Origin of the sequence: Blastococcus haudaquaticus (genome assembly GCF_900230285.1) — a bacterium.
In the GTDB taxonomy this organism is placed as follows: Bacteria; Actinomycetota; Actinomycetes; order Mycobacteriales; family Geodermatophilaceae; genus Blastococcus_B; species Blastococcus_B haudaquaticus.
Window position 1 is genome coordinate 792,952 of sequence record NZ_OCNK01000003.1, and the last position, 20,030, is coordinate 812,981.

Annotated in this window: 19 protein-coding genes; 7 read left to right on the forward strand and 12 right to left on the reverse strand. The window is 74.3% G+C overall.

The features are described from left to right. Positions 1–6 precede the first annotated feature (6 nt). The 3 genes from CRP30_RS15290 to CRP30_RS15300 form a co-directional block, all read right to left on the reverse strand. Positions 7–1,509: a phytoene desaturase family protein gene (locus CRP30_RS15290; protein ID WP_097184770.1), complete on the reverse strand. Its 1,503-nt coding sequence runs from the start codon at positions 1,507–1,509 to the stop codon at positions 7–9. Positions 1,510–1,544: 35 nt separating this feature from the next. Continuing rightward, the gene (locus tag CRP30_RS15295) at positions 1,545–3,257 is read right to left on the reverse strand and encodes a SpoIIE family protein phosphatase (protein ID WP_235003434.1); all 1,713 of its coding nucleotides are present in this window, start codon (positions 3,255–3,257) and stop codon (positions 1,545–1,547) included. A gap of 82 nt (positions 3,258–3,339) precedes the next feature. Then, the gene (locus tag CRP30_RS15300; protein ID WP_235003435.1) at positions 3,340–4,461 is read right to left on the reverse strand and encodes a spore photoproduct lyase family protein; all 1,122 of its coding nucleotides are present in this window, start codon (positions 4,459–4,461) and stop codon (positions 3,340–3,342) included. 171 nt (positions 4,462–4,632) lie between these two features. Between CRP30_RS15300 and CRP30_RS15305 the strand changes: the two genes are divergently transcribed. Beyond that, entirely contained in the window at positions 4,633–5,787 is a 1,155-nt protein-coding gene (locus CRP30_RS15305) for an alcohol dehydrogenase catalytic domain-containing protein (RefSeq protein ID WP_369406764.1), read from the forward strand. A gap of 218 nt (positions 5,788–6,005) precedes the next feature. Here the strand turns inward: CRP30_RS15305 and CRP30_RS22800 are convergent, their stop codons facing one another. The 8 genes from CRP30_RS22800 to glgA all read right to left on the reverse strand — a co-directional run bounded on the left by CRP30_RS22800 (position 6,006) and on the right by glgA (position 14,042). After that, positions 6,006–6,836: an ANTAR domain-containing protein gene (locus tag CRP30_RS22800; protein WP_200814768.1), complete on the reverse strand. Its 831-nt coding sequence runs from the start codon at positions 6,834–6,836 to the stop codon at positions 6,006–6,008. Between the two features lie 44 nt (positions 6,837–6,880). Continuing rightward, the gene (locus CRP30_RS15325) at positions 6,881–7,396 is read right to left on the reverse strand and encodes a hypothetical protein (protein WP_097184772.1); all 516 of its coding nucleotides are present in this window, start codon (positions 7,394–7,396) and stop codon (positions 6,881–6,883) included. Positions 7,397–7,406: 10 nt separating this feature from the next. Then, positions 7,407–8,516, reverse strand: a complete 1,110-nt coding sequence (locus tag CRP30_RS15330) for a hypothetical protein (protein WP_097184773.1) — start codon at positions 8,514–8,516, stop codon at positions 7,407–7,409. Further along, positions 8,513–9,718 carry a PP2C family protein-serine/threonine phosphatase gene (locus CRP30_RS15335; protein WP_235003437.1) on the reverse strand — a complete coding sequence of 402 codons (1,206 nt, stop codon included), beginning with the start codon at positions 9,716–9,718 and terminating at the stop codon, positions 8,513–8,515. The genes CRP30_RS15330 and CRP30_RS15335 overlap by 4 nt, the downstream gene beginning before the upstream one ends. Before the next feature lie 83 nt (positions 9,719–9,801). Beyond that, complete coding sequence (locus CRP30_RS15340; protein WP_097185020.1) at positions 9,802–10,611, reverse strand: ABC transporter ATP-binding protein; 810 nt, start codon at positions 10,609–10,611, stop codon at positions 9,802–9,804. After that, positions 10,608–11,690, reverse strand: a complete 1,083-nt coding sequence (locus CRP30_RS15345) for a FecCD family ABC transporter permease (RefSeq protein ID WP_097184774.1) — start codon at positions 11,688–11,690, stop codon at positions 10,608–10,610. Before CRP30_RS15345 ends, CRP30_RS15340 begins: the two co-directional genes overlap by 4 nt. Before the next feature lie 13 nt (positions 11,691–11,703). Then, entirely contained in the window at positions 11,704–12,636 is a 933-nt protein-coding gene (locus CRP30_RS15350) for an ABC transporter substrate-binding protein (RefSeq protein ID WP_200814769.1), read from the reverse strand. Positions 12,637–12,869: 233 nt separating this feature from the next. After that, entirely contained in the window at positions 12,870–14,042 is a 1,173-nt protein-coding gene (glgA, locus tag CRP30_RS15355; protein WP_097184775.1) for a glycogen synthase, read from the reverse strand. A gap of 72 nt (positions 14,043–14,114) precedes the next feature. On the opposite strand from glgA, the gene glgC reads away from it, so the two are divergent. Both glgC and CRP30_RS15365 read left to right on the forward strand, forming a co-directional pair. After that, entirely contained in the window at positions 14,115–15,335 is a 1,221-nt protein-coding gene (gene glgC / locus CRP30_RS15360) for a glucose-1-phosphate adenylyltransferase (RefSeq protein ID WP_097184776.1), read from the forward strand. A gap of 76 nt (positions 15,336–15,411) precedes the next feature. Further along, positions 15,412–15,900 (forward strand): 2'-5' RNA ligase family protein, encoded by a 489-nt coding sequence (locus tag CRP30_RS15365; RefSeq protein ID WP_235003439.1) that lies wholly within the window; start codon positions 15,412–15,414, stop codon positions 15,898–15,900. Between the two features lie 88 nt (positions 15,901–15,988). Here CRP30_RS15365 and CRP30_RS15370 read toward each other — a convergent pair whose 3' ends face one another. Continuing rightward, positions 15,989–16,645 carry an O-methyltransferase gene (locus CRP30_RS15370; protein WP_097184778.1) on the reverse strand — a complete coding sequence of 219 codons (657 nt, stop codon included), beginning with the start codon at positions 16,643–16,645 and terminating at the stop codon, positions 15,989–15,991. A gap of 189 nt (positions 16,646–16,834) precedes the next feature. Here CRP30_RS15370 and sigE point away from each other — a divergent pair, with 189 nt between their 5' ends. The 4 genes from sigE to CRP30_RS15390 all read left to right on the forward strand — a co-directional run bounded on the left by sigE (position 16,835) and on the right by CRP30_RS15390 (position 20,027). Next, positions 16,835–17,437: an RNA polymerase sigma factor SigE gene (gene sigE, locus CRP30_RS15375; RefSeq protein WP_097184779.1), complete on the forward strand. Its 603-nt coding sequence runs from the start codon at positions 16,835–16,837 to the stop codon at positions 17,435–17,437. After that, positions 17,434–18,012, forward strand: coding sequence for an anti-sigma factor family protein (locus CRP30_RS15380; RefSeq protein WP_097184780.1), 579 nt, complete (start codon positions 17,434–17,436; stop codon positions 18,010–18,012). The genes sigE and CRP30_RS15380 overlap by 4 nt, the downstream gene beginning before the upstream one ends. Before the next feature lie 137 nt (positions 18,013–18,149). Continuing rightward, positions 18,150–19,583 carry a S1C family serine protease gene (locus CRP30_RS15385; protein WP_097184781.1) on the forward strand — a complete coding sequence of 478 codons (1,434 nt, stop codon included), beginning with the start codon at positions 18,150–18,152 and terminating at the stop codon, positions 19,581–19,583. 66 nt (positions 19,584–19,649) lie between these two features. Then, positions 19,650–20,027: a twin-arginine translocase TatA/TatE family subunit gene (locus CRP30_RS15390; RefSeq protein WP_097184782.1), complete on the forward strand. Its 378-nt coding sequence runs from the start codon at positions 19,650–19,652 to the stop codon at positions 20,025–20,027. Positions 20,028–20,030: the final 3 nt, after the last annotated feature.

A 20,030-nucleotide genomic window follows, 5' to 3' on the forward strand; every position in this document is an offset into this window, starting at 1 on the left:
GGTGCGTCACGCCGGCCCGACGAGCCCCGCGACGATCTCGGCCGACAGGGTCACCAGGGGAAGGCCGCCGCCCGGGTGGGCCGATCCGCCGACGAGGAAGAGCCCCGGCACCGGCGACGCGTTCGCCGGGCGGAGGAACGCGGCGCGCGCCCCGTTGCTCGAGGAGCCGTAGATGGAGCCGCCGACGCTCCCGGTGGCGCGGCCCAGGTCGGCGGGCGTCCGGACCTCGCACCAGCGCAGCCGGGCGCGGACGTCCAGGCCGCGCCGCGCCAGCACGGCGAGCAGATCGGCCGCGTACCGGTCGGCCAGTCCGGGCTCGTCCCAGTCGACCCCCCGCTCCGGGTCGTGCCGGGGCGCGTTCACCAGGACGAACCACGACTCGCTGTCCTCGTCGGGACGCAGCGCCGGGTCGTCGGGCGCGCTGACGTAGACCGTCGGGTCGGGGACCGGCCGGGGCGACCCGCGCAAGGGGCCGGTGCCGAACACCGCGTCGAACTCGGCGTCGTAGTCGTCCGGGAAGAAGACCGTGTGGTGCGCCAGCCCGGGGGTCCGGCCGCGGAGGGCGAGCAGCAGCACCACGCCCGACAGCGAGGGGGTGGCACTCGCGAGGTCGCGGCGCGGCCCGCGCGTGCGCCGGTCGGGTGGCAGCAGGTCGCCGTACAGGCCGGACGCGTCGACGCCGGAGACGACGACGTCGGCCGGCAGCCGCTCCCCGCCGTCGAGCTCCACGCCCGCGGCCCGGCCGCCCTCGACGAGCACCCGCCGGACCCGGCTCGCGGTGCGCAGCACGGCCCCGGCCCTAGTGGCCCGTTCCCCCACCGCCAGGGCGAGCCGGTGCAGCCCGCCGCGGACGTACCAGGAGCCGAACGCCTGCTCGGCGTACGGCACCGTGGCCAGCACCGCCGGTGCGCGCCGGGGGTCGGAACCGGAGTAGGTCGCGTAGCGGTCGAGCAGCATCCGCAGCCGGACGTCCGACAGCTGCCGCTCGCCGATCCCGCGCAGCGTCTGCCAGGGCGCGATCGTCGCGACGTCCGCGGGGCTGCGGGCGAGCCGGGCAAGGGTGGCCGCACCCCGCAGCGGCGTGCGCAGGAACGGCTGCTCGCTGATCCGCCACATCGCCTCGGCACGCGCCATCAGTGCCGTCCACTCGGCGCCGGAGCCGTTCCCCAGCGCCTGCTCCAGCGCATCGGGGACGGCTCCGGGGGTGCCGGGCACGTCCACCCGGGTGCCGTCGGCGAAGCGGTAGGCGACGGCGGGGTCGAGGCGGACGAGGTCGACCTGGTCCTCGAGCCGGGCACCGGTGGCCGCGAACAGGTCGCGGTAGACCTGCGGCATGGTCACCAGGCTCGGGCCGGTGTCGAACACGTGGCCGTCGCGCTCGTAGCGGCCGAGCTTGCCGCCCACCTGCTCCGCCTGCTCCAGCACGGTCACGGCGTGGCCGGCCGCCGCCAGTCGTGCGGCCGTCGCGAGCCCGCCCAGGCCTGCACCCACGACCACGACCCGAGCCACCCCGTCACGGTAGCCGCGGTGCGGCGCGGGCCGCGTCAGCTCGGCGGGGCCGCCGGCACGCCCAGGGCCAGGACCGCGAGGTCGTCGGCCTCGTGCGGGGAGCCGATCACCTGCTGCTCGACGGCGGCGGCGACCGTCGCGACGGCGAGCTCCGGATCGCCCGACGGTAGCTGCCGGAGCACCCGGGCGAGCCCGTCCTCCCCGAACTGGTCTCCGGCTCGGTCGCGGGCCTCGGTGACGCCGTCGGTGTAGAGCACCAGCATGGCGCCGCGGGGGAGGACGACGGTCGCCTCGTCGAAGTGCACGCCGGCGTCGATGCCCAGGGGGCGGCCGGGCGCGCCGACCTCGGTCACCGCACCGTCGGCCGAGCGCAGCAGCGGGAGGGGGTGGCCGGCCACGCTCACCCGGGCCACGTGCCCCCCGTCCGTCGCCTCGAGCACGAGACAACAGGCCGTGACGAAGCGCAGCGGACCGCCGCGCTGCTCGCGCAGGAGCGCCGTGTTCACCGCGCACAGCACCTCGCCCGGCTGGCCGGCTGCGGCCGCAGCCCGCGCGGTGTGCCGGGCCAACGCCGTCACGGCGGCCGCTTCCGCCCCGGTGCCGCACACGTCGGCGATCAGGATCATCCAGCGGCCGTCCGGCAGTGGCATCACGTCGTAGGTGTCCCCGCCGACCAGGGCCGACCCACCGCCGGGCCGGTAGCGCGCGGCCAGCCCCATGCCCGGGATCGCGGGCAGGTGCGAGGGCAGCAGGCTGCGCTGCAGGGTGTCGGCCAGCTCGCGGACCTCCGACTCCGCGTGCAGTCGGGCGAGGAACTGCCCGATCTGCCGGCCGGCGTGGGCCAGCACGTCGAGCAGCTCCGCGGGGACCTCCCGCTGCTCGCGCGAGAAGAGTTCGCAGACGGCGAGCAGGGTGTCACCGCGCATCACGGGGAACGCGACGCCGGTGCGGACGGCGTCGAGCCTGGCTGCCGCCGGGCGGAGGAAGCGCGGGTCGGTCCAGAGGTCCTCGACGACGACGGGTTCGCGGTGGAGCCAGGCCAGGCCGGGCAGGCCCTCCCCGCGCGCGAAGGTGCGGGTCGCGGAGTCGGCCGCCAGTGCCCGCACCGAGGCGCCCGGCGCCTCCCACGTGCGGGTGTGGACCAGCCGGCGGCTGTCCTCGTCGGGCTGCCACAGCGTGGCGGCGTCCCAGTCGAGCTCGGTGCAGAGCGTGGGCAGGAGCTGTGCGAAGGCCACGACGGAGTCCGGCGCCTCGGTCAGGGCAGCCGTGACCCGCAGCGTGGCCGCGAGGTACCGGCTCACCTCGAACTGGCGCTCCAGCAGGATGGTGGTGCTGGCGTCCCGGAGGACGGCCACCACCAGCGCATCCTGCGATGACCGGCCGCCGGTGGGCTCGAGGCGGGAGAGTGTGAGGTCGATGGGCACCTCGTGTCCCGCGGCGTGCAGGGCCGGCACCTGCGTCGTCGCGCCGACCAGCTTGCCCTCCCCGGTGGCCCGGTACCGGGAGAACCCCTCGCCGTGGCCCCGCCGCAGACGTTCGGGCATGAGGACCTGCAGTGGCCGACCCAGGAGGTCCGCCGGGTCGTGGCCCAGGAGCGCGGTGACCGCCGGATTGACGTAGGCGATCCGGCCCTCCGCGTCGGCGACGATGACGGTGTCGGGCAGGGCCTCCACGAGGGCGCGGGCAGGCAGCGCAGCGTTCAGCATTGGTGCGTTGCTCCCCCCGGGCATCGACAGCACCGTTGCCATGAGGATCGCATACGTCCCGTCATTCTCCGACCACTGACTGTCAATATGTATCCAAGTCGACAATTCGACACGACGACCGACGTCAGAAGGCGTACCGGACGTCCAGCCACGGCGCGTGGGCCGCGATGAGGGACCGCAGCGTGGCCACCCCCGCCCGCTTGACGTCGTTGCGGTACCGGACGTTGTCCTGCCCGTTGCCGCTGCGCTTGGGCTGCTGGATCTCCGGCCGCCAGAGCAGGTCCTCGGCCTTCGGGTGCCAGCCGAGATTGACCTCGTGCAGGTCGCGGTTGTGGGTCAGCAGGATGACCTCCGCAGCAGCCTGCGCCTTGGCCGCCGGCGACAGGGTGTCGTCGAGCTGCCGCAGCAACGTCGTCCAGTCCCGCTCCCAGCCGTCCCGGAGGACGACGGGGGAGAGGTTGAGGTGCACCTCGTAGCCGGCCGACACGAAGTCGTCGACGGCGGCGATCCGCTCGTCGACCCGGCTGGTGCGGATGTCCAGCAGTCGCGCGTCGTCGTCGGGCATCACCGAGAACCGGATCCGGGTGCGGCCGGCCGGGTCGAGGTCGAGCAGCTGCCGGTTGACGTACTTGGTGGCGAAGGACGCCTTCGCCGTCGGCAGGCCGCGGAACGTGGCGATCAGGTCGGCCACGTTGTCGCTGACCATGGCGTCGACCGAGCAGTCGCTGTTCTCGCCGATGTCGTAGACCCAGCTGACCGGGTCGCACTGGTCTGGCGCGGGCTTCACGCCCTGGCGGGCCACGTGCCGGCGCACGTAGCCGGTGATCTGGTCGATGTTGGTGAAGACCGTGATCGGGTTGGCGTAGCCCTTGCGCCGGGGCACGTAGCAGTAGGCGCACGCCATGGCGCAACCGTTCGCGGTGGACGGGGCGATCCAGTTCGCCGACCGCTCGTTGGGGCGGGCCGCCAGCGACTTCTTCACCCCGAGCACGAGGGTCTCGGTCTTGACCCGGACCCAGCGGTCGACGTTGCCCGCGTTGCCGTGCAGATCCGGGATCTGCCAGTGCGAGGGGACCTCGACGACCTCCGCGTCCGGGAAGCGGGCGATCACCTGACGTCCGCGGGAGGAGGAGGCGGCAGCCGGCTCGGCGTAGATCTGCCGGACGCGCAGCATCCGGTCATCGACCGGCGCCTCGCTCACCGGGTCCGGGTCGTCGAAGAGGGTGAGCGCGTCGCCGGCTGTCACACCGGTTCCAGCGCCTCGGGGAGGGGCGGCATTCCGGTCCACCCGCGCGTCGGACCTGGGGTTGCGGTGGTCGCAGTCCGGGCACCCCGTCGTCGAGCGCCGTCCGGTCCGGACAGGCGCACCACGACGGGAGACCCATTGAAGGCAGTGACCTGGCACGGACAGCGGGACGTGCGCGTCGAGGAGGTCCCCGACCCGTTCGTGCAGGAGCCGACGGACGCCGTCATCCGCGTGACGACGAGCAACATCTGCGGGTCGGACCTGCACCTCTACGAGCCGCTGTCGCCGTTCATGGGCGTGGGCGACATCCTCGGCCACGAGAACATGGGGCAGGTCGTGGAGGTCGGCTCGGCGGTCGGCGACCTGAAGGTGGGGGACCGCGTCTCGATCCCCTTCCAGATCTCCTGCGGGCACTGCTGGATGTGCCAGCAGCAGCTCTACACGCAGTGCGAGACGACGCAGGTGCGCGAGCACGGCACCGGCGCTGCCCTGTTCGGGTTCTCCAAGCTCTACGGCGAGGTCCCGGGCGGCCAGGCGGAGTACCTGCGGGTGCCCCAGGCCCAGTTCACCCACATCAAGTTGCCGGAGGGGCCGGCCGACGACCGGTTCGCCTACCTCTCCGACATCCTGCCGACCGCCTGGCAGGGCGTGGAGTACGCGGCCGTGCCCGAGGGCGGCACGCTCGTCGTGCTGGGCCTCGGCCCGATCGGTGACTTCGCCTGCCGCATCGCCAAGCACAAGGGGTTCCGGGTCATCGGCGTGGACCTCGTCCCGGAACGGCTGCACCGAGCGCGGCTGCAGGGCGTGGAGGTCGTCGACCTGCGCGAGCACGAGAAGGACCTGGGCGACGCCATCCGGGACATGACCGGCGGTCGCGGCCCCGACTCGGTGCTGGACGCCGTCGGCATGGAGGCGCACGGATCGCCGGCGACGTCCTTCGTCCAGAAGATGGCCGGGCTGCTGCCCAAGGCGATCTCCGCGCCGCTGATGGAGCACGCGGGCGTCGACCGGCTCAACGCCCTCTACTCGGCGATCGACATCGTGCGGCGCGGCGGCACGATCTCACTGTCCGGCGTCTACGGCGGGGCGGCCGACCCGCTGCCCCTGATGACGATGTTCGACAAGCAGATCCAGCTGCGGATGGGTCAGTGCAACATCAAGCGCTGGGTGCCGGACATCATGCCGCTGCTCACCGACGACGACCCGCTCGGCGTGGACGACTTCGCGACGCACCGGGTGCCCCTGTCGCGGGCGCCGGAGATGTACCGGAAGTTCCAGCAGAAGGAGGACGGCGCCGTGAAGGTGCAGCTCAAGCCGGAGCTGTGACCGACCGGGTGCTGGACTGCCCGCGTGGCTGAGGTGCGCGTCCGGGGTCGCGGTGGGGGCGCAGCTCTCCTACCGCGACCTCGCCGGCTTCGGCGCTGGTTCATCGACGTGGAGCCCGGTGAGCCGGCCGACGACGTGCTCCACCAGCTCGCCGCGCTCGACGGCATCGCCCGGTCCGTCGGCACCCGGGTCTCCTGGGTGAAGCCGCACGGTGCCCTCTACGGGGTGACCGTCGGCCCCTTCGCGACCGGGGGCGCCTGGTCCTCGGTCGGCTGGTCCTCGGTCGGCTGGTCCTCGGTCGGCTGGTCCTCGGTCGGCTGGTCCCCGGGCGGGAGCAGGTCCTGCGCACGCATCGGGCCGGACAGCAGGTCCGCCGCGACGTCCTCGATCGTCCGGCCGCTGCCGAAGGCCGCCGCCCGCATGAGCTGCAGGGCGTCCGGGGCGTCGATGCCCAGCTCGACGCCCACCTTGCCCATGGCCTCCCACACGGCCGCGCGGCGCCGCGGTGCCGGTCCCTGGAGCCATTCGGGGCCCTCGGTGGGCGACCACGACGACCAGACGGCGGCCTCGCTGAGCACCGAGCTCACCAGCTCACCGACGGCCATGGCCTCGAAGACGTCGAGGCGGGTCACCTCGCCGGACCGACGGAAGTACAGGTCGATCGCCCCGGCACCCGCCAGCGCCGGCTGCAGCGGCAGGGCCACCACGGCCCGGTAGGAGGTGGCGCCGACCAGCAGGTCGGTGAAGACCGGCCACCGGTGGCGCAGGTCCTCCGCGACGGCGAACACCGGCTGCCGCGTCTCCTGCGCCGTCATGCACGGTCCGGCTCCGACGGTGAACTGCAGTCGCTCGGCGACGGCGGCCTCCTCCGAGCTCGCGCCGAGCGGCACCCGCTGCTGCGCGCCGTCGAGGAACGAGAGGCCGGCGCCGGCGACCTGCAGCGTCCGGGCGCAGGCGCGCGCCAGCCGCACCGGCAGCAGCTCCGGGCCCCGGAGCGCGGGGTCGTCCTCGTCGTCGAGCGCCGCCTCGAACCGCCCGGCGATGGTCATGCCCGAGTGTCCGCCCGCGCGGTCGGCAGCACACCCCGGGGCGGTCAGGCCTCCAGGGCGCGGGCGACGGCGGCCACGTTGGACCGGCCCTTCCCGTAGTCGACGAGCGTCGTCGCGACGACCGGGCGGCTGGAGACGACGGCCTCCGGCGCGGACGGGTCGCCGGTGAGCTGCACCGAGACCTCCTCGCCGAAGCTCTTCCACGTCGTCGTCGTGCGGGCGCGGTAGCGGCCTGCGGCCACGTCCGCCTCGCGGATCTCGGCCGGGAGCCCGCGCAGCGCAGCCATGATCCGGTCGGGCAGGTCCGGGCCGGAGCGCACCGCGACGGTCCGGTCCTGGCGCGGGCCGCGCGGGGCGCCCTTCGGGGCCCGGTCGCTCACCGCGTCCACCGTCCCCAGCACGGCGGCCATCACACCCCCGAAGACCAGCCCCGCGCCGACGCCGGCGAGCAGTCCGGCGCGCACCGAGCCCAGCACGAGTCCGGTGGCCAGACCCGCGAGCGCACCGAACGGGACGGCGGTGGCGACGAACAGCAGCAGACCTGTCCGGAGTGAACGCACCGGTGCCTCGTCACTCAGCCGTGGGGCCGCGGTCGGGCCGGTAGCTGTAGGCCGCCTGGCGGACGGCGTCGTCGCTCTCCAACCCGGCGCCGAGCGCGCCGCCCACGGTGGCCAGCGAGCTGATCAGCCAGGCCAGCTCGAGGTAGTCCGACACGCCCGCCGCGTGTCCCAGCCCGCCGGTGAACAGCGCCGGCACCACCAGCAGCAGCGATCCGGCCAGGGCCAGCAGGAACAGCACCGCGTAGAGGGTCAGCACGCCGATGAGGACGGTCGCTCCGGTGGCCAGGTTGAACAGCGTCACCTGCTTCCTGACCCGCCGGCTGTGCGGGCGCTCCCAGAGCTCGGCACCGACCACGAGGGTGGCGGCGGTGGCGACCACCGACCCGACGGCGACCACGGTGAGCCGCAGCCAGCCGAAGTTGTCCGCGAGCCGCCAGATGTCGGGGGTGATGAGGGCGAAGACGCCGGCGGCGATCGCGGCGGTCAGTGCCCGGGTCAGCCGGGCCGCCAGCCGCCACGGCCGGTTCGCGCGCACCATCCCGACCAGCAGCCGCAGGTTCCCCGTCAGCACGCGGGCGGTGAAGCGGACGCCCTCGGTCGTGTCGGACGGATCGGTCGCCAGCTCCCGGAGGCGGCGACCGACCAGCGCGCGGTCGTCGGGGTCGTCGCCGTCGTCGTCGCCCAGCAGGGTGTGGACCAGGCCGGTCGCCGCCTCGAGCGCCCGCCGCCCCCGGCCGACGGCGCCCAGCGCGGGCACCGACAGGACGGCGACGCCGTGGACCGGGCTGGCATGCCCCACGACCGGCCTCCGGGAGACCTCGAGCGGCACGTCGGTGAGGCAGAGGACGAGGTCCCAGTCCTCGGTGAGGAGGCGTCGCCGGGCCGCGTCGACCAGCTCGTCGTCGTCGAATGGTGGCTGCACCAGCCCGTCGACGACCGGCCGCACGTCCCAGGTGACGTCGGGGTGTCGCGCTGCCAGCGCCTGCGTCAGCTCACCGCTCAGGGACGCCGCGACGTCGGCGGGCGCCCCGGGAGCGGCGACGAGGCCGAGGACGACGACGACAGGTGAGGGCTCGGCCTCCGGTTGCTGCTGGCGGGAGGCGGCGTGCTGCTCGGTCACAGGACGAGCTGGTCCTCGCGTCCGGTGCGCCACTCGACGACGACGATGCTGGCGTCGTCCTGCAGCCGGCCTGCCTGGTGGTCCAGGACGCTGCGCATGAGCCGGCGCAGGGTCTCCGGGGGCGGGTCGCCGGCCGCCTCCGCGCGGACGACGAAGTCGGCGAGGCGTTCCTCGCCGAAGAACTTCCCATCGGGGGACCGCGCCTCCACGATGCCGTCGGTGTAGAACACGACCCGGTCGCCGGGCTCCAGCTGGACCGAGCACTCGTGCGCCGGTCGGTGCTGCAGTCCCAGGGGGAGGGACGACGGGCACGGGTGGGCCGGTAGCAGCGTGTGGTCGCGGATGACGAGCGGCGCGGGGTGCCCGGCGTTGACCCAGGTGAGCCGGCCGCTGTCGAGGTCGAGCTGGGCCAGCACGGCCGTGGCGAACCGGCTCGCCGGGAACTGCTCCGCGATCACCCCGTTCACCAGGGCCGACACCTCGGGCAGGCCCAGGCCCTCGCGCCGGCCGTTGCGGTAGGCGCCCACGGCGGCGGAGGCGAGCAGCGCCGCGGGCAGCCCGTGGCCCACTGCGTCGAGGACCATCAGCTCGGCGATCGGCCCGTTAACGGCGTAGTCGAAGGTGTCCCCGCCGATCTCGTAGGACGGTTCGAGGGCACCGGTGATGACGATGCGCTCGCTGCTGAAGGTCAGCGGGGGCAGCAGGTCCCACTGGATCTCCGCGGCGAGCGCCATCGGGCGGCTCCTGCGCAGGCGGGCGAAGACGTCGCTGTAGGCGTCGCGCGTCACCGTCAGCTCGGCGACCAGCGAGGTGAAGGGCCGGGCGTGCTCCACGTCGGCCGCGGTGGGCTCGTGCGGGTAGACCAGTTCGACGACGCCGGCCCGCTCCGATCCGTCCAGCAGCGGCAGCCACAGCCGCGCCTGGCCGTCGTGCAGCGGTGAGCGGGCGATCGTCACCGTGCGGAAGGCCTCCCCGGCGATCGACGCGTCGATGGGCTGCGGGGTGCGGTCCGGCACCCCCTCGCCGAGCACCGGCATCAGGTGGTGCTGCTCGTAGTCGCTCAGGTAGACCACGGCGGTGGTCGCGCCCAGCATGCGGGCGTGGTCGGCGACCATGCTGCCGAGCTGATCGGCCGGCAGGTGGTGGGAGGCGTGCAGGAGCGACCGCAGCGCTTCCGCTTGCGCGGGCATCCGGTCGCTCATCCGTCCCAGCCTTCCAGCCAGGCCGCGGGAAGGCGAATGCGCACCCGGCAACCTGGCTGGTCAGGCTGGCGTCCCACCGTCGATCACGGCACGGCGGAGCGCACCGGGAGCACCGCGGGACCCGACGGTCCGTGGACCACCTGGGCGCGGGCCCCGTAGTGGGTGCTCAGGGCCTGCGCGGTCAGCACGTCGGCCGGTGTCCCCTCCGCGACGACCCGGCCGTCGGACAGCAGGGCGAGCCGGTCGGCGTACTGGCCGGCCAGGGTGAGGTCGTGCAGCGTGCTCACCACGGTGAGCCCGTCCTGCCGGCGCAGGAGGTCGACCAGGTCGAGCACCTGCTGGGCGTGCCCGAGGTCGAGGGCCGCCGTCGGCTCGTCGAGGAACAGCACCCGGGGCTGCTGGGCCAGCGCGCGGGCGAGCACCGCGCGCTGCTGCTCCCCGCCCGACAGCGTGCTCAGCCGGCGCTCGGCGAGGGCGCCGAGCTCCAGCCGGTCCATGACGTCGGCGACCACCTCCCGGTCCACGGCGCGCGGGGCAGCCAGCAGTGCCCGGTGCGGAGTGCGCCCGAGGGTCACGTAGTCGCGGGTGAGCACGCCGTCGGGCAGGACGGGGGCCTGCGGTGCGTAGGCCATGGACCGGGCGCGCTCCCGGCGCCGCATCCCGCTGGTCGGGACGCCGTCGACGCGCACCTGCCCCTCGTGCGGGTGGAACCCGAGCACCGAGCGCAGCAGCGTGGACTTGCCGGAGCCGTTGGGCCCGATGACGGCCAGCCAGCCGCCCGGCTCGACGGTCAGCCGCACGGAGTCGAGGACCGGGGTGCGGCCGTATCCGGCGCTCAGGCCGACGACCTCGACCCGCGCGCCGCCCGGGCTCGTCGGTCCGCCCGCGCTCATCGCCGCCGCGCCCCGGCCCACAGCAGGCCGGCGAAGAAGGGTGCCCCGATGAACGCCGTGACGACGCCGATCGGCAGCTCGGCGGGGGACAGCACGACCCGCGCCACGAGGTCGGCGAGGACCAGGAACGCGCCGCCGACCAGCAGCGACATCGGCAGCACGCGCGCGTGCGAGCCGCCGACGAGGCGGCGGACGATGTGCGGGACCACCAGTCCGACGAAGCCGATCAGGCCGCTCACGGCGACCGCGGCGGCCGTGGCGAGCGAGGCGGCGAGGATGACCACCAGGCGCAGCCGGCCGGGGTGCACGCCCAGCGAGCTGGCCTCGTCGTCGCCGACGGCCAGGACGTCCAGCGCGCGTCCGCAGAGGAGCAGCACGGTGCCCGACACGACGAGGTAGGGCAGCACGAGCACGACGTCGGACCATTGTGAGTTGCCCAGCTGCCCGAGCAGCCAGCCGTAGATCTGCCGCAGGTCGTCGGTGTTCGCCTGCTGGACGAGGGTCTGTCCGGCGGCGAGGAAGGCGGCGACCGCGACCCCGGCCAGCAACAGGGTCGGGGTGTGCGAGCCGCCGGCGACCGTGCCCAGCGCGATGGCGCAGCCGACGCCCACCAGGGCGCCCACGAACGCCGCCAGCGGGACGATGCCGATGGGTCCGACCGACTGCACGGGGGACCACGCGATGACGACCGTGGCACCGAGCCCCGCACCGGCCGCGGCGCCCAGCAGGTACGGGTCGGCCAGCGGGTTGCGGAAGACGCCCTGGTAGGCGGCGCCGGAGACGGCGAGCCCGGCGCCGACCAGGGAGGCGAGCAGCACCCGGGGGAGACGGAGCTCCAGGAGGACGGCGGCCCGCGTCCCCTCCAGGCCGCCGGGGACCGAGCCGCCGAACGGGGCGACGAGGCGGTCGAGCAGGGTGACGACGACGGCGCCCGGAGGGAGCGGCAGGGCGCCCACCCAGACCCCCGCCAGCAGGGCGAGGACGAGGGCCAGCGCCGCGCCGGTCAGCGCCGGCCACGACCTCCGGCGGGTCGCCGGCGCGGTCGCCGGGCCCGCGGTGCCGGGAGCCGTCGTGGTCATGGATCCGCCGTCCTCAGCCCTGCAGGGTCTCGGCGACGGCCTCGGCGAAGTCCGCGACCCGTGGGCCCCAGCGCGATGCGATGTCGTCGTCGGCCTCCAGGATCCGCCCCTCCTGCACGGCGGGCAGGGTGTCGAAGGCGGGGCGCTGGGCGACGACCTCGGCGGACTGCTCGCAGCACTTGGTGTCGGCGAGCACGATCAGGTCCGGTGCCTGCCCGGCGATGTACTCCGCGGACAGCTGCGGGTAGCCGCCGGAGGCGTCGGGCGCGCCGTCGGCGATGTTCTCCAGGCCGAACTGCGTGTAGATGCTGCCGATGAAGGTGCTGCTGGCGGCGGAGAAGAAGCTCGGGTCGAGCTCGTGGTACACCCGCAGCCCCTCGGCGTCCGCGGGTACCGAGTCGATCGCCGCGGCGATCCGGTCCTGCATGTCGGCGACGACCTCGTCGGCCTCCTCGGCGTGCCCGGTCGCGTCCCCCAGGGTCTCCAGCTGCGCGTAGCTGTCGTCGAGCGTCTCGGCCGCGGGGAGCAGCAGCGTCGGGACCTCGAGGGCGTCGAGGGCGTCGACGATGCCGTTGAGGTCGTCGCTGAGCACCACCAGGTCCGGGGCGTACTCGGCGATCGCCTCGGCGTTCGGCGTGAACGCCGACAGGTCCGTGGTGGGCGCGTCCTCGGGGAAGTTCGAGTTGTCGTCGACGGCCTCGACCTGGTCACCCGCGCCGATGGCGAAGAGCATCTCGGTGGCGGTGGCCGACATCGACACGATGGTCTCGGGCTGCTGCTCGAGCGTGAGGTCGCCGTCGGCACCGGTCACCGTGACCGGGAAGGCGTCGTTCGAGGAGCCGGCGGCGGGGTCGTCGGAACCCGACGGGTCGCCACCGCAGGCGGTGAGCCCGAGCGCCAGCGCCAGGGGGACGGCGAGCAGCGGGCGGGGGAGGGAACGGGGCACGGGGGAAGGCCTTCGCGAGAGGCGGCAGTGCCGCCCATGAGCTGCCCCGTGCTGTCCGGCGGTGCCCGATGCGCGACCCCTGCCGCGAGGGTCGGGAACATGGCGCACGGCAGGCGATCTGGCTCAGGCCCTCGGAGGACCATCACAGTTGCGGGACAGCGCCGGGTTCTCACCGGCTTCGCTGCGCGTGCGTCGCCGACGAGTCGGCAGCTGGAATCTACCAGCGGAACCGGTCAGGCCCGTGCGGCGAGGACCGCGGAGTAGACCTCGACGGTCTGCTGCGCGATGGCCGGCCAGCCGAACTCCGCGAGCACCCGCTCGCGACCGGCCGCGCCCATCGCGGCCGCCCGGGCAGGATCGGCGAGCAGTTCGGTCATGCGCTCGGCCAGCCCCCGCTCGAAGGCGGCGACGTCGTCGGGGTGGTAGGGCACCAGCAGACCCGTCCGGCCGTCGTCGACGACCTCGGGGATGCCGCCGACGGCGCTGGCGACGACCGCGGTCCCACAGGCCGCCGCCTCGAGGTTGACGATGCCGAGGGGCTCGTACACCGACGGGACGACGAAGACCGTGGCACCGGTGATCAGCGGCACCAGCTGGTCGCGCGGCAGCATCGCCTCGATCCAGACCACCCCGCTGCGCCGTGCCTGCAGCTCGGCGACGGCGTCGGCCACCTGCTGCCGCTCGCCCGGGGTGTCCGGGGCGCCCGCGCACAGGACGAGGCCGTACTGCTCGGGCAGCTGGTCGGCGGCGCGCAGCAGGTGCATCACGCCCTTCTGCCGGGTGATCCGACCGACGAACAGCGCATAGGGGCGGTCGGGGTCGACGCCCAGGCCGCGGACGACGTCGGGTGCCTCGACGGGTCGGTAGGCCTCGGCGTCCACCCCGTTGCCGACGACGTGCACCCGGGCGGGGTCGAGGTCGGGATAGGCGTCGAGCACGTCGGTGCGCATCCCGTGGCTGACGGCGACGACCGCGTCCGCGGCGAGGTAGGCGCTGCGCTCCACCCAGGAGGAGAGCCGGTAGCCGCCGCCGAGCTGATCGGCCTTCCACGGCCGGCGTGGCTCCAGCGAGTGGGCGGTGACCACGTGCGGAACGCCGTGCACGAGGGCGGCCAGCATGCCGGCGCCGTTGGCGTACCAGGTGTGGCTGTGCACCAGGTCGACGTCGCCGAGGGCCGCGGCGATCTCGACGTCGACGCCGACGGCCTGGAGTGCGCCGTTGGCGTCCCGCAGCCCGGCGGGGACGGCGTGCGCGGTCGCGTCGACGCGCGGCTGGCCGAAGCAGTGGACGTCGATCTCGGGCCCCGCCGACAGGGACCGCAGGGCGGCGACGAGGTGCTCGATGTGCACCCCGGCTCCGCCGTAGACGTCCGGCGGCCACTCCCGGGTCACGATGCCGATGCGCACGTGCTCACCCTAGGGGGCGGTTTGAGCGCCGCGCAGGGCGCGGAAGCACAGCTCAGCGGCTACGTTTCGAGCATGCGCGGCGGTCCACGGGTTCTCGGCATCGTCCTCGCCGGCGGTGAGGGCAAGCGACTCTCGCCCCTGACGGCGGACCGGGCCAAGCCGGCCGTGCCCTTCGGGGGGCAGTACCGGCTGATCGACTTCGTGCTGTCGAACCTGGTGAACGCCGAGATCCGGCAGATCGCCGTCCTCACCCAGTACAAGAGCCACAGCCTCGACCGGCACATCACGACCACCTGGCGGATGTCGCAGCTGCTCGGCAACTACATCACCCCGGTGCCGGCCCAGCAGCGGCTCGGCCCGCGCTGGTACACCGGCAGCGCCGACGCGATCTTCCAGAGCCTGAACCTGATCTACGACGAGCGGCCCGAGATCGTCGTGGTCTTCGGTGCCGACCACGTCTACCGGATGGACCCGGGCCAGATGGTCGACCAGCACCTGCAGACGGGCGCCGGCGTGACGATCGCCGGGCTCCGCGTGCCCCGCCGGGAGGCGACCGAGTTCGGTGTCATCGACGCCACCGCCGAGGGCAAGGTGCGCGGGTTCCTGGAGAAGCCCGCCGACCCCCCGGGGCTGCCGGACTCGCCCGAGGAGAGCTTCGCCTCGATGGGCAACTACGTCTTCACCACCGACGCCCTGCTCGAGGCGCTGCGCAGCGACGCCGAGGACGACTCCTCGGTGCACGACATGGGCGGCTCGATCATGCCCATGCTGGCCGACGCCGGTGAGGCGTGGGTCTACGACTTCTCGACCAACATCGTCCCGGGAGCCTCCGAGCGCGACCACGGCTACTGGCGCGACGTCGGGACGATCGACGCCTACTACGACGCGCACATGGACCTGGTGTCGGTGACGCCGGTGTTCAACCTCTACAACGACCGCTGGCCCATCTACACGCTCCCGCCGCAGCTCCCGCCGGCCAAGTTCGTGCTCGGCGGGCGGGCCGAGGAGTCGATGGTCAGCGCGGGCGCGATCATCGGCGGGGGCTCGGTCCACAACTCCGTCGTCTCGCCCGGGGTCCGGGTCGAGCGGGGCGCGCGGGTCGAGGACAGCGTCCTGATGGACGGCGTGCACATCGGGGAGGGCGCCTACGTGCGCCGGGCGATCCTGGACAAGAACGTCGTCGTCCCGCCGTGGGCCCGCATCGGGGTGGACACCGCCGCGGACCGGCAGCACTACCACGTGAGCGAGGGCGGCGTCGTCGTCCTCGGCAAGGGCGCCCGGGCTGTCGTCTGATGAAGGACCCCCTTCTCCCCACCCCTCGCACGCTCGGGGCGGTGCCCTGAAGGGGGCCGGGATAGACGCTTCCCCCTTGATCGTCACGCTGCTGCTGGAGAACGCGGCGCAGGAGCGGTTCGACCGCCTGCGGGCGGCGCACTTCCCACCGGAGCGCAACTATCTGGCCGCGCACGTGACGCTGTTCCATGCGCTGCCGGGGGAGCAGGTGGACGCCGTCCTGGCGGACCTCGCCGAGGCTACGGACCGGCCGGCTTTCGACGTCGCCGTCACGGGGGTCCGGTTCCTGGGCAGGGGAGTCGCGTACTCGCTCGCCTCGGAGGATGTGAGCGCGCTGCGGAGCGGGCTGGTCGCGTCGTGGCAGCAGTGGCTGACGCCGCAGGACCGGCAGAAGCACGCGCCGCACGTGACGGTGCAGAACAAGGTGCAGCCCGCCGTCGCCCGGGCGCTGCACGAGCGGCTGCTCGCGGAGTTCGTGCCGTACGACGTCCGCGCCCGTGGGCTGGGGCTGTGGCGCTACCTCGGCGGCCCGTGGGAACCCGTGGCGGAGCTGCCGTTCCGGTGACCTGCGCCGCGTGAGCAGCTGAGGGTCGCCGACACGCGCCGACCCGCCGCTGCGTGCGACGGCAACTGCCCCCTCGCGGAGCAGGCGGTCAGCTCCGTTTGGTGGCGACCAGCAGGCCGGTGCCGATCGGCAGGACGGCGGACAGCAGCGTCTCGTCCTCCTTGACGGTGCGCGAGATCTCCCGCCAGGCCACGGTCTGCGGATCGCGCACGGCACGGTCGGCGATCCGGCCACCGGCGAGCAGCCCGTGGCAGGTGAAGGTGCCGCCCACCCGCACCAGGTCCAGCAGTCCGGGCAGGTGCTCGGAGTAGTCCCGCGGCGGCCCCGCGCAGACCACCATGTCGTAGGCGCCCGGGGAGAGCCGGGGCATGACCTCGCCCGGGGTGCCGAAGATCAGCCGGGCGCGGCCGGCCGGGACACCGGCGTCGGCGAACGCCGCCCGGGCCGCCCGCAGCTGCTCCGGATCACCGTCGAGAGCGGTGAGGACGCCGTCGGGGCGCATCCCGCGCAGCAACCACAGCCCGGCCAGCCCGCCGCCGCTGCCGATCGACACCACCGATCGCGCCGCCGCACCGGCGGCCAGGACGGCCAGCATCGCCCCGACGGCCGGCTCGACGGGCGGGGGGCCGGAGAGGTGGGCGACGCGGGAGCGTGCGTCGACCATCTCGGGCGTCTCCACGGCGAACCGGTCGGCGTAGGCGGCGCCCTCGGCGGTGCCGCCTGCCGGCGGTGGCTGGGCGCTCATCACCGACCGAGGGTAGTGGCCGCGGAAGATCGGGCCCGGTTCCTGTGGGTTTCCTGCGAGCCGCTGTGGGCGGGAACACCGGCGCTGCCGCCGCCCGTTGGACCGGATGTGCGCCTGAAGCGAGCCGCGTCGTCCGAAGCCACCCCTGCCGGGGAGGTGTCGGGCCCCCCGGTCTGCGATCCTGAGACCGTGACCGAGCCCGTCGTCGCCCCTGCGGCCCTGCAGCCCGAGGCCGACGTCTGGGTCGCCCCGACGTGGGAGCAGGTGGTCCGCGACCACTCGGCGCGCGTCTACCGGCTGGCCTACCGCCTCTCCGGCAACGCCCAGGACGCCGAGGACCTCACCCAGGAGACGTTCGTCCGGGTCTTCCGCTCGCTGGCCGACTTCTCGCCGGGCACCTTCGAGGGCTGGCTGCACCGCATCACCACCAACCTGTTCCTCGACATGGTCCGGCGCCGGCAGCGCATCCGCTTCGACGCCCTCCCCGAGGACACCGAGCGGCTGCCCGGCACCGCCCCCAGCCCCGAGCAGGTGTACGCCGACACCCACCTCGACCCCCAGGTGCAGGCCGCGCTCGACGCCCTCTCCCCGGAGTTCCGCGTCGCCGTCGTCCTGTGCGACATCGAGGGGCTGACCTACGAGGAGATCGCGGCGACGCTCGGCATCAAGCTCGGCACGGTCCGCAGCCGCATCCACCGGGGCCGCGTGCAGCTGCGCCAGGCGCTGGCCCACCTCGCCCCCCGGCGCCCCGCCGTCGAGGCAGCAGTCGAGGCAGGAGGCGCGCCGGCATGAGCATCCCGGAGAGCCACCTGGCGCAGGAGGCCATCGCCGCGCTGGTCGACGGCGAGCTGACCGCCGGTCCGGCCACCCGCGCCGCCCGTCACCTCTCCGGCTGCATGCAGTGCCGCCTGGCCGTCGAGGCCCAGCGCGAGGCGAAGGAGGCGCTGCACGAGTCGCAGGACGTCGCCGTCCCCGGTGACCTGATGTCCCGCCTGTGCGCCATCCCGTTCACCACGGACGTGCCCGGACCCGGCTTCGGCAACCTGTCCGCCGGGCCCCGCGGGCTCACCATGCACGGTGACGGTGGGGCCTGGTCGGTCGACCTGGAGCCGCAGGACCGCCCGCAGCGTCCCGGTCACGCGCGCTGGCTGCGCCGGGGGCTCGCCGGGACGATGATCGGGCTCGGTGCCGGTATCACCGCGCTGGCCCTCAACCTGCCGGCGAGCGGAGCCGCCGACCCGGAGCCCACCGGCCCGGTGGCGGGTCCCACCGCGCCCGACCAGCACACCGAGGTCGTCCCACCGGTGGTCCGCACCGTCACCGTCGGCAACACCGCCGCGACGCCGGCCCCGGGCGGGACCCCCTGAGCACGTCCGACGACCGCCCGTCCGAGGGCAGCGCCAACGGTTCCGGGACGGCGCCCCGCGAGGACACCGTCTTCGCCCGCCCCTCGGGCCAGGACGGCGCGTTCGCCGACGTCCCGGACCGGCTCACCCCCCGGCCGGTGTCCGCGCCGGAGCCGTCCCCCGGTCAGGCCGCGGCCTTCGGGCGGCCGGACACCGCCGTCGGCGGGTTCGCCGACGGCCGGCCCACACCACCGCCCCCGCCCGTGCGGCCGCCGCCCGCCGAGGCGCTGCTGCGGGCCTTCGGTCCCGGTGCCACCGGTCAGCGCGGGCTCCAGGAACCGCCGACCGGCCGGCCCGGTCGCCGGCGCACCGCCGCGGGACCGTGGTGGAAGCCCGACGCGCGCAGCGACCCCTGGCGCGACCCGTACGCGCCCGTGGCGCTCGGGGCGCCGGCCGTCTACGACGAGGGGACCCAGCCGGGTCCCGTCGTGGTCGACGCCCAGGGCCGCAAGAAGCTCCGCTTCCGCGACCTGTCCGTGCGGCTGTCCGTCCTGGGGCTGCTCGCCGTCCTCCTCATCGGTGCCATCGGCGGCGGCATCGGCTGGTACCTGACCAAGACCCGTGACGAGACGCCGCTGCTCGCGCCCGGCACCCAGCTCTCCGAGGTCGACCCGGGGATCACCCGCGAGCCCGGCTCGGTGTCGCAGATCGCCGAGGACGTGATGCCCGCCGTGGTGTCGATCGAGGTCCGGGTGGGCCAGGCGGGCGCGACCGGCTCCGGCGTCGTCATCGACGGCGAGAACGGCTACATCGTCACCAACAACCACGTCGTCTCCGGCGCCGACGACGTCGAGGGCGCCGAGATCCGTGCCGTGTTCTTCGACGGCAGCGGGTCGTCGGCCCGCATCGTCGGCCGTGACCCGGCCAGCGACATCGCCGTCCTCAAGGTGGAGAAGCCGGGCCTGGTCACCGCCGCACTGGGCAGGTCCGAGGACGTCGTCGTCGGCGACCCCGTCGTCGCGATCGGCTCGCCGCTCGGCCTGGCCGGCACGGTGACCAGCGGCATCGTGAGCGCCCTGGAGCGTCCTGTCCGGCTGGCCGGCGAGGGCAGCGACACGAACGCGGTGATCAGCGCCGTGCAGACCGACGCGCCGATCAACCCGGGCAACTCCGGTGGTGCGCTGGTCGACGCCACCGGCTCCCTCGTCGGCATCAACACCGCGATCGCCTCGACCGGCGGCGGATCGATCGGGCTCGGGTTCGCCATCCCCGTCGACACGGTCCGGGACGTCGCCGAGCAGCTGATCTCCACCGGGTCGGCGGTGCACGCCGCGCTCGGGGTGAACACGCGGTCGGTCACCGACGGCACGCGCGACGGCGCACTGGTCCTCAACGTGGAGCCGGGCAGCGCCGCGGCGGCGGCCGGCATCCGCGAGGAGGACATCGTCATCGCCGTCGAGGGCGAGCCGGTGGGCAGCTCCGAGGAGCTCGTCGTCGCCGTCGACGCGTTCGACCCCGGCGATACGGTCACGGTGGAGGTCGTGCGCGGCGGCGGGTCCACCGAGGTCGAGGCCACTCTGGACGCTGCGTAGGCCTCCACGCTGCGGAGGGCATGCCCTCAGGGGCGCCTAGGCTGAGGTCGACAGGGAGGAGCGGCGGTGTTCGACTCGATCGGCTGGGGCGAGATCATCGTCCTCGCACTCGCTGCGCTGTTCATCTTCGGTCCGGAGCGGTTGCCCGACCTGGCCAAGGACGCCGCCTCGGGGCTCAAGCGCGTGCGGTCGGCGGTCACCGGCATCCGGGAGCAGGTCAACGACTCCCTGGGCGACGACCTGCCCGAGCTGCGCGACCTCGACCTGCGCAAGTACCACCCCAAGACGTTCATCCGCAGCCAGCTGCTGGGTGACGACGACGACGGCCCGACCGTGCACCGGGGCAGCGCGAACGGTGCGACCGCGGCCTCTGCGGTCGTCCCCACCGCGGCGCGGCCCCGCGACCACGCGACGCCGCCCCCGTTCGACCCCGACGCGACGTGACCG

Bases quoted from the DNA above. Each gene is read 5' to 3' on its own strand.
- CRP30_RS15345 (WP_097184774.1), bottom strand. From the start codon at position 11,690: ATGACCACGACGGCTCCCGGCACCGCGGGCCCGGCGACCGCGCCGGCG.
- CRP30_RS15335 (WP_235003437.1), bottom strand. From the start codon at position 9,718: ATGAGCGACCGGATGCCCGCGCAAGCGGAAGCGCTGCGGTCGCTCCTG.
- CRP30_RS15380 (WP_097184780.1), top strand. From the start codon at position 17,434: ATGAGCATCCCGGAGAGCCACCTGGCGCAGGAGGCCATCGCCGCGCTG.
- glgC (WP_097184776.1), top strand. From the start codon at position 14,115: ATGCGCGGCGGTCCACGGGTTCTCGGCATCGTCCTCGCCGGCGGTGAG.
- CRP30_RS15295 (WP_235003434.1), bottom strand. From the start codon at position 3,257: ATGGCAACGGTGCTGTCGATGCCCGGGGGGAGCAACGCACCAATGCTG.
- CRP30_RS15370 (WP_097184778.1), bottom strand. From the start codon at position 16,645: ATGAGCGCCCAGCCACCGCCGGCAGGCGGCACCGCCGAGGGCGCCGCC.
- CRP30_RS15340 (WP_097185020.1), bottom strand. From the start codon at position 10,611: ATGAGCGCGGGCGGACCGACGAGCCCGGGCGGCGCGCGGGTCGAGGTC.
- CRP30_RS22800 (WP_200814768.1), bottom strand. From the start codon at position 6,836: ATGACCATCGCCGGGCGGTTCGAGGCGGCGCTCGACGACGAGGACGAC.